Origin of the sequence: Xanthocytophaga agilis, from assembly GCF_030068605.1 — a bacterium.
Lineage (GTDB): Bacteria > Bacteroidota > Bacteroidia > Cytophagales > 172606-1 > Xanthocytophaga > Xanthocytophaga agilis.
This window is the reverse complement of sequence record NZ_JASJOU010000034.1, coordinates 1-9,536: the sequence shown is the minus strand read 5'-3', so window position 1 is coordinate 9,536 and position 9,536 is coordinate 1. Positions and strand designations below refer to the sequence as shown.

General features: G+C 40.7%; 1 protein-coding gene. It reads right to left on the bottom strand.

Annotated elements, in window-relative coordinates:
* Positions 1 to 9,536: beta strand repeat-containing protein (locus QNI22_RS40010; protein WP_314520277.1), on the bottom strand; the 9,536-nt coding region annotated here is incomplete at both ends.

Here is a 9,536-nt window from a genome sequence, read left to right as displayed (position 1 = left end):
ACTTCTGAGGCAGTTTGCCAGTTCAGATTCACCTGTTGGTCAACGGCTTTGCCTGTAAAATCAAGTAAGGTTACCGGAAGAGGATTATAATCTATCTCAGTTGCTAAAGTAAATGGACTGAAATTGTCTACTGAACCTACTGTACCACTTGTAGTGTAAATAGACGTTAATGCTCCATAAGTATTGCTCACCGTACCCAGTGATGGATAATTGGTAAATCCAGCACCACCCAGGTTTTGCCATTTTGTCCCATCCCACCGAGATACTCGTAAGCCCATATAATTAGTTGTCATACCATTAGTCCCTACTCCGCCTGATTGTGGATTACGCCATGTTAATGTTACATATACATTATCAGATTGATTCTCACGGTTTACCATCCAGAATTCTTTGGCACTTGCATTACGGATAGGGTTAGAAACACCTACCGTAGTTTTTTGTACAGAGACAGAGTTAAAACCAGAAGCTGTTGGATTAGAATAATAGAACTGACTAATAAAAGAAGCATCTGTATTGACAGCGGAAGAAATACCACTTGGACGATAGTATGGAGTTGAACCATTTATGTATCCAATTGGGAAATAGAAGGTTGAGGAAGAACGTCCTACTTTTCGTACTGCTCCTATCACAAAGCTGGCATCTGTTACATTGGTTACACTTGCGTTATCACGAATAATCAACAAACGTGTAGAAGGTGATGTATTCAGTGAAATCAGGTCATTACTACGTACTAAACCTTTCTTAAAGCTTGCTACATTGGCAACACCTACATTAGAACCTAAGGTTATAGCTATTGAAGGAACGGCAGTTGTATTATTGAATGTCAGGTTATAGAAATCCTGTGTACCCAATTCACTAATATAACTTTGACTATTATTTGTAGTGATAGTCTGATTAGTTGTACCTTCTAACTCCACTTCGGCTGCACGTGCATTAAATCCGTTGCCAGGATGGCTGAACCAGTTGCCATTCAGGTAAATTTTATAGTTCAATACACCAGCATCCAGCAGGTTATTAGCTCCACTCACAGCACCCGTTGTGGAAGTAAGCCCGCCAATAGTCAGGTTCTGACGAATACGGGTATTGTTAGTAAGCGTTTTAATTACTGAGCCTGTTGAAGCATTTACAATTGACAACTGTGCATAGTTGGCATTAGAGGTCTGTGTGTTATTGTACAAACCTTGAATTTGCTGTGTCGCTCCGGCATTGTATACAACCATTGTATTCAATTCAAAATTAATATCTGTACCATTTTGAGTGGTATATCCGGTTGGGAATGTAGTTGCGTTTGTAGCGTTTCCCAGCGTCAGACGGCTCGCACCTGTAGTTCCTATTGTAGTAGCATCAGTAGTTGCAGTACGTAATAGATTATCTGCCAGAGTAGTATTACGCATTTTAAAAGACTGTCCTGCCACACCACCTAATTGGAAACCATTATCTACCAGATTCACATTTGGGTTAATTGTCAGACTACCACGCACGGTTGTACCTGATGCACCACTTCCATTGGTAGTCAATGTTTTGTTAATTAATGCAGGAGAAGATGCAGATGGGTTATTTAACACCAGATTTGCATAAGTCGTAGTACCTGTCCCCCCCAATCCCTGAACATCCTGATTTGCATTTGCATTGTATATAACAGTCGTTCCTGCATCAAAGTTAATATCAGAACTACCACCAGGGCCTGTACGGAATCCGGCTGGGAATAATGTTACAGTAGTACCTGTGCTGCTTATCATAAATCGACTTTCTCCTGTTGTACCAGTAGTAACTCCTGTTTCCGGAACTCTTGTCTGAGCCAGAGTAGTATTAAACATTCCAAATGTACTAGTGGCGGTTCCTGTTATCTGATATCCGCCATCAGCAAGAGTGTTATTCGGGTTAATATACAGGTTACCTCTCACCGTAATCGCACGTCCACTTAACGTCTTTACAATTGGGAATACATTTCCTGCTGCTGGAGTAGTAGCCGGATTTGTCAGAATCAGGTTAGCATACCGGGATGCAGCATTTGAATTATTCTGCAAACCAGCAATTGTCTGTACTATACCTGCATTATAGACTACAGTTGTTCCCGTTTCAAAATTCACATCTGTACCTATCAGACTGTAATTAGCAGGAAATGTAGTTGCAATTGTAGCATTACCTAATGTAATACGACTCTCACCAGTAGCACCAGCATTACCTGTATTTGTCACTGGATTGACAGCCAATGTAGCATTACGCATTGTAAATACCTGACCTGTAGTACCTGTAATCTGGTTTCCATCATCGATCACGTTATTGTTTGGGTTGATGGTCAGGTTCATACGAATTGTTGCTGGTCCAGTCAGTGTTTTAGATACGACCTTAGGTGACGAAAATACCGGGTTGGTAAATACAAGGTTCCCATATTGCTGAACTTTTGTAGATGAGTTAAGTCCACGAACAGACTGAGCAAGACCAGCATTGTAGACAACTGTTGTAGTATCATCAAATGTCAGATCTGTATCCAGATAATTAAGAGGAAAACTTGTTGATGTTGATGCATTTCCAACTACCAGACGAGCCTCACCCACTACATAGCGGTCCTGACTTGCCAGTTGTTTACTCATATCCTGAACTATCTTGTAAGAAGATCCAAAGGCAGATACATAATATGTATTACCTGGATTTTCATAATAGTTGTATTTTAATCCTTGAGGGCCAGTTGCAGTTTGCAATAAATTGGCGGCAGGAATGTATTGTTTAGATAGTGTTGGGGCGGTTGTTCTTGCCCAGGACAAAGCCAAGAGACGTGAACCATTTCCTTGTGTGTATGTCACTGAGATCGGATATATTCCGGCAGTAGCAAAAGTCAGAGTTCCGGACCTTTCCGCTGATCCATAATAATCATTATTCACTGCCATCATGCCATTGATCATGATTACACTTTGATCATCCGAGTTACTATAGAAAGTATATGTACCAGCTACTGGGATGTTGATATATCCATCAAAACGTAATCCGATATAGTTGGCACGAGCTAACAGACTATCAATAAATAATGGACTGGTTGGATTAGTCATCACACCACTACTGGTTGGTGCCTGGTTATTGAATACAGCTCCCAGAGGGTCTGTTTTATAGTTCATTGTAAATACTTTGCCAGTAGTACCTGTGATCTGATACCCATTATCTACCAGGTTACTATTTGGATGAATAGTCAATACTCCTCTGACAGTAGTTGCCCCTGTCAATGTTTTCTGTATTAGTGTTGGTGCTGTCAGAGCCGGGTTTTGTATCATCAGGTTTCCATATTGCTGTGTCGCAGTAGCAGAGCTTAGCCCTTTTACCTGTTGTGCAATTCCGGCACTGTAAACAATTGTACTATTTAGATCCAGATTCAGATTAGCATCTGTAAAGTTTAGCGGAAATACTGTTGCAGTATTTCCTACTGTCAATTTACCTGTTGTATTACTTGCAGGTATATAACCTGTTCCAGTAGTAGTAGCAACATCCATGGTACCTGTACCCAGAGTCAGATAAGCATTAGATCCCATCGTCAATACACTAGTTCCAGCAACGTTTCCAGAAATCTGGAATCCATTATCGATCAGGTTGGTTCCTTGTTCTAAAGTCAGATTACCATTAATCTGTAAAGGTCCCATAGCCAATCTCTTACGCTGGTTAGTTAGTGCTAGAGCCGGAGAAGCCGAATTGGTAACTACAAACCTGAAATACAGATTTCCATAAACAGGCAATGCACTTACATCTTGGTGCCCATAAGCACTGTAGGATACAATACTGTTAACACCCAATGAGATTTTGTTCTGTGTAAAGTTTGTAGGAAACAATGTTGTCATTGGAGCATTATTATTGATTCCGGAAGAAGTCCATCCATTACCAATACTCAATACCGCATTATCTGTCATCGTAAATGTACCAGTAGTATTTCCAATGATCTGAAATCCTCTATCATATAATCCACCCTGTGTGATAGTGAAATTATTATCAATTGTCATTCCACTATTGTAAGGCTGGTTACTATTAGCTGTTGTACCAGGTTCTCCACCACCATCACGGTTATTCTGAACTACTACCCAACGCTTTGGATTGCTGATCAATAATGAGCTGGAGCTTATAGTATAACTGATATCTGTTGGAGCAGGTTTAGAACCACGACTAATTACAAGATTCCAGAAAGGACTGGTATTGGTTACAATATTCTGTGTTCCATTCACAGCATCTGAACCGTTAAAAGTTACAGTATTACCTCCCTGGTGCAGGAATCGACCCTGAGGGTTTGGAGAGGTTGCTCTTCCCACCGTCCAGTTACCTGTTAAGCTTATATCATGGCCATTTGCTTTCAGATCGCCGTAAACGATTGAAACATTACCACGACGTGCAGTACCATTATCCACTGCATCTACAATAACATCACTATCCAATCGGTATACAGTACTTACAGAGTTTACCTCAACAGGTCCTACAAACTTAACTGTACTTCCATTTATTTCTCCATCTGCATCCACAAATTGTTCTCCTGCACTAACAGGAGCGCGGAAAGAAAAGAGACCTGTGAACTGATTCTTCATTTTTGGATCCAACGTTAACTTGCCCAGTACCCACATTTCATTCAAAGGCAGATCCGAAGCCAGAATGGCATCCTGCATAATGTCACTTTTCCATGTCATGCTTGCACAGGTAGCAACATTGATATCAACAATCACCCGGTCAAAATATTTCACATTACCTAATGAATCTGTCACTGGGGTTCCTGTACTAAAAGAGTTGCTATCAAAGATTACATCATTGATACTGCTTGGAATACAGCTACCTCCATTAGCAATTTTGCTTGCATTAAGTGGTGCAGTTGCCCAGTTCTTAGGATTGCTCCACAAACTGTTTTCACTAGTATTACTAGGATTTCCACCTACCCAAACAAATGTACCAACAGACGGAATTCCTGTCAAAAAACTAATGTTAGTACAACTGTTGGCTACATTGCTACTATTGCTTGCAGTAACAGTGCCCGTTGTAGAAATATTGTTCAGGTCTCGGGCAATGATACTATACCATGCCTGGCTGCCACTGAATTTTATCTTCGCTGCTGCACCTGGATTACTTGCATTAATGGCAATCCAGGAACTACAGGTAGCAGAAGCTGTAAATGTACCATTGACATTAGTTGTTGCTAATGAGGTAAACTGGAAGACTCCATAGTCGTTGACAGTTACATTGCCAAGATTATTAGTTGACTTGTTATAAAAAGAAACTTTTGCATAGGGATTAACAATTAAATCACCATTAATAGTGTAGGCAGCAGAACCAGGAATCGGATAACCAGTTCCACTACTTGTGTTGCCTCCAGCAAACCATCCAACACTTTCATCATCAAACAACATAGTCTTACCAGCCACCAGTGTAGCTGTACTACTCATTCGGAAAATAACACCTGTACCTCTGAAAAACACATTATCCTTAAAAGTAGTGCTTCCACCTGTTGAGTTAAAATGAATGGTAGCTTGTGTACGTAGTGTATTTACGCCACGAATGTCTACTGTCTTATTAAATACATTGGTAATAGAAAATGCAAAGGCATTGTTTACATCTGAAGAACCTGCAGTTGTGAATGTATCCATAAATTCATTGTTACCAAGGAATCGGAAAGCAGAATTGGTTCCGAATGATACTGGACCATTGAATATATTGTGATTAGGTGCTGCCTGACTAGAACCTTCAATCTGGCGTTGATCTGCATTTCCTGTATTAAGATTATTAGCAACTGTAATGGCACCATAAGTATGAGGACAAGTTCCATTTATGTAAAACTGCCCACCATTGATGCTAGTCACCTTCCGGAATGTAATCCGGTTTGCGACTCCATCCTGTGTATCATAGTCTGCAGTTACAATGTCCACATCTTTGTTAAGAAGGATAATATCCGGAAGTTCTCTCAACAAAGCCGTTGTACGGGGCGACCCTGGGTTAACACCATAATAAGGCAGATTTTCGTTATCATCTCCAAAACGTAACTGCACAGAATTTGTGGATGTATTGGCAATGGTAAAGGAAGCATTAGGCCCTGGTGTTACAAACGTGAACTGATCTCCTCTGAAGTCTATACCAGTACCTGTACCTGTAATGCTTATTGCAGAGTTTTGTATATCCAGAACCCGATCTTCAAAAGCTGGCAACACAGGGTTTCCATTTACATACTTATTAGCACTTAAACGACCAGAGGCTACAGGCATACTATTGGTTTTCAATGTTCCAGATTGCAAACCTAGTTCGCCAGTAACATTGAAAGAAGCAGGCCCCTGTAATGTCCAAGTTACTCCAACACTATAGAATAAGGCAATAGGTAATGAAGCCGTAGTTCCTGTAGGAGTCGTAATAGTACGATTTGGAAATGAATTAGTGGTAGCAGGATTTGTAGTAAAAGTAAATACAGAAGTAGTTTGATTAGTGTTACTTGTCATTGTCAGATTAGGAGCCAATGCCAGGTTTCCATTTATCTCAAGCGGATTACTACCCATAGCAAGTGTAGTAGTAGCAGGTATTGCACCATTTACCCATGTCATATTTCGACAGGTAGCATTTGGAATATTAAGCGTTACCTTTTGACCACCCGCAGAAAACGAACTATTATCAAAAACCACATCATCAACAGATGTTGGAATACAAGCTCCTCCTACTGAGTTAGAGTTAGTAGACCAGTGTAACGGGTCACCCCAGTTTCCATTTCCTCCTACCCAGTATAGTACCCGATGGGTAGTGATGCCATTATTGTATAATACATTAAGGTTATTTGTATAGGTTGGAATTGTAGCAGCATATGCATTAATCATAGATCCTGAAGAAGCATCAAGATCCTGTATGAAAACCTGGTTATTAAAGTAGTGGACTGATGGTAATAATACTACTGCCCGACTTCCGTTTGTTGTGGCACTTATAGTCACAGGCGAGAAACAAGCTGCTCTGACATCCATATTTGCAGAGAAAGTAGCCGTTTTGGCACTACGAAATACCCAATTAAATCCCGTCCCACTCTGGCTATTAATAATAGCAGTAGCAAATGAACTATTGCCATCATTATTTAATGTAAATGTACTGGATGGATTGACAGTCACAGTTCCGGTAAAAGTTTCATCTCCTGTTCCCTGGAAGGTTGTATTGCTTGTGCTTCCAATAGTTAGGGTAGAAGCAAAACTGGTAGCATTATTGAATATAATGTCTACATTGGCATTGTTTAACGGATTCAGAGAAACCGCACCTGCAAAAGATGTAGTACCACCTGTAGAAGCAAACTGCATCTCTGTGCCTGTTGTATTTGCTAAGTTGGCAGTAAATGTGCTGGCAAATACATTGGTTCCTGTAAAGCGGATATCATTTCCCGCTCCACCAGTGTTATGTAAAGCAAATGCATTGTTAAACGTATTAGTCCCATTAAAAGTCGCAATTGTACCACTATAGGAATTTGCAAATGTAACAGCAGCAAAAATGTTATTATCTGGTGAACCCAAGTTACTACCATTGAAAGTAACTACATTGTTATTTCCATTGATCGTAATATTACCATATGTTTTGGGTGCTGTACCGTTTACCGTAAAATTACGAGTAATAGCATTGTTAACAGCAATAGTTCCAAACGTAATTCGGTTGGCGGTATTAGATGTATTTATCGTAATATCGTTGGAATTCGTAATTGTCAGATTTGGCAGTGTTTTGCTTTGAGTTCCTGTCTCTATAATTACCGATCCGATACCAGATAATGTAATCGAGGATGTACTGGATGTCAAAGTAAAATTAGAAGTATTACCCTGCAGATCCAATACAGTACCTGTACCAGATAGAACGTGTCCAGTAGCAGATCCTAAATTAAGGGAACGTGTCAGGTCAGATGCATTATTGACGGTCAATGTACCTGACAAAATATTTTTTCCATTGGCATTAAGTGAACCTGCAATTAGATTGATTGTATTGACTACTGTCAAATTGTTACTGAGCGACCATGCACCACCTTGACCATTAAAATCAACATTGGCAAAACCTTGTCCACTAACATTGATTGTTTTACTTGTTGTACTAGAAACAAAAATTACTTTCCCAAGGAAGGTGCTTCCAGCACCTGTCTGAGTTACACCTGTAATCATAGTCAGGTTACCCGCAATAGTTAACGTACGAGCAGCAGCCCCAGCAAGAGTAGGTGTGTTGGTTGCACCTGTCCAGTTCATAGACCGACATAACGCATCTATATCTATGGTAACAATACTGCCTCCAGTGCTAAATGAGCTCGCATTAAACAAAACATCATCGTTGATGGTAGGAATACATTGCCCACCTACTCCACCCGAAGTCAAGCTCCAGTGATTAGGATCACTCCAGTTTCCACTATTACCTACCCAGTACAAAGTACGACTTACTGTTCCAAAGCTAAAAGTAACAGTAGTATTATTTCCATTATTGATACCATTGTTAACTGTCAAAGCAGCTCCACTATTCAGTATATCTTGAATAGTAGGTCCATTCAAAGTTTGGGATGCTGTTAAATTCAATTTAGCTTGACTACTAGTAGTAGAAGATCCCACAAAAACAGAATAACAAGGTGTTGCAACTGTAAAAGCACCTGAAATAGAGTTTGTACCGTTGCTGGATGGGGTAAATTTCCAAATTATAGGGTTATTTGTACCTGTTAAACTAACAGAAGCGAAGTTATTGTTTCCTGTATTAGCAAAGCTGACACTACCCCCATTCACTGTTACCCCTCCAAACACATTGCTGCCACTGCCACCAAAACTGACACTACCCGAAGATACAGTAGTGGCACCTGTGAATGTGTATTGACCAGTCAAATTCACTGTCCCGCTAAAGGTTGCACTGTTCAGACTCAGACCCCCACTCAACGTCCCTGATACGTTTCCATTACCAATCAGGTTGGTGCCTGCCCAACTACCCCCTACTGTACCCAGGCTCAATGTCCCATAACTCTTGGTCGAACTTCCACTAATGTTCACTGTCGCATTCGAACCCACTACCAAACTGCCTATCGTATGGGTAACAGCACTATTGCCTGTTGCAATGCTGATCGTCCGTGTGCTGTTTGCCGGGAAACTCAACCCACCAGTCAAGGTTTTGCCTCCACTGCCCAGATCCACACTCACTGCTGCTATGTTATCCAAAATCATTTTTCCACTTCCACTCACACTCATGGTGTTGGCTAAGATCAGACTGTTTCCTTTCACTGTCAGATCTACTGCCATATTCAAGGTAGGATTATTGACCACACTTGCCCAACTCATCGTATTACAAATGGCTCCTGCAGTCAGGGTGAGTGTGCGTCCTGTAGTGGTAAAGGAGTTGGCATCAAAAATTACATTATCCAGTCCAGTTGGTACACATTCTCCTCCTGTACCTCCTGAAGTTAAACTCCAGTGAGAAGCCTCACTCCAGCTTCCACTGTTGCCTACCCAATACAAAGTGCGGGCTGAAGCAATACTGATATTGGTGTTGTTAGTGCCTATCCCATACAACATATTCAGAGCAGACCCTGTATTGTTGATATTGGAAATATT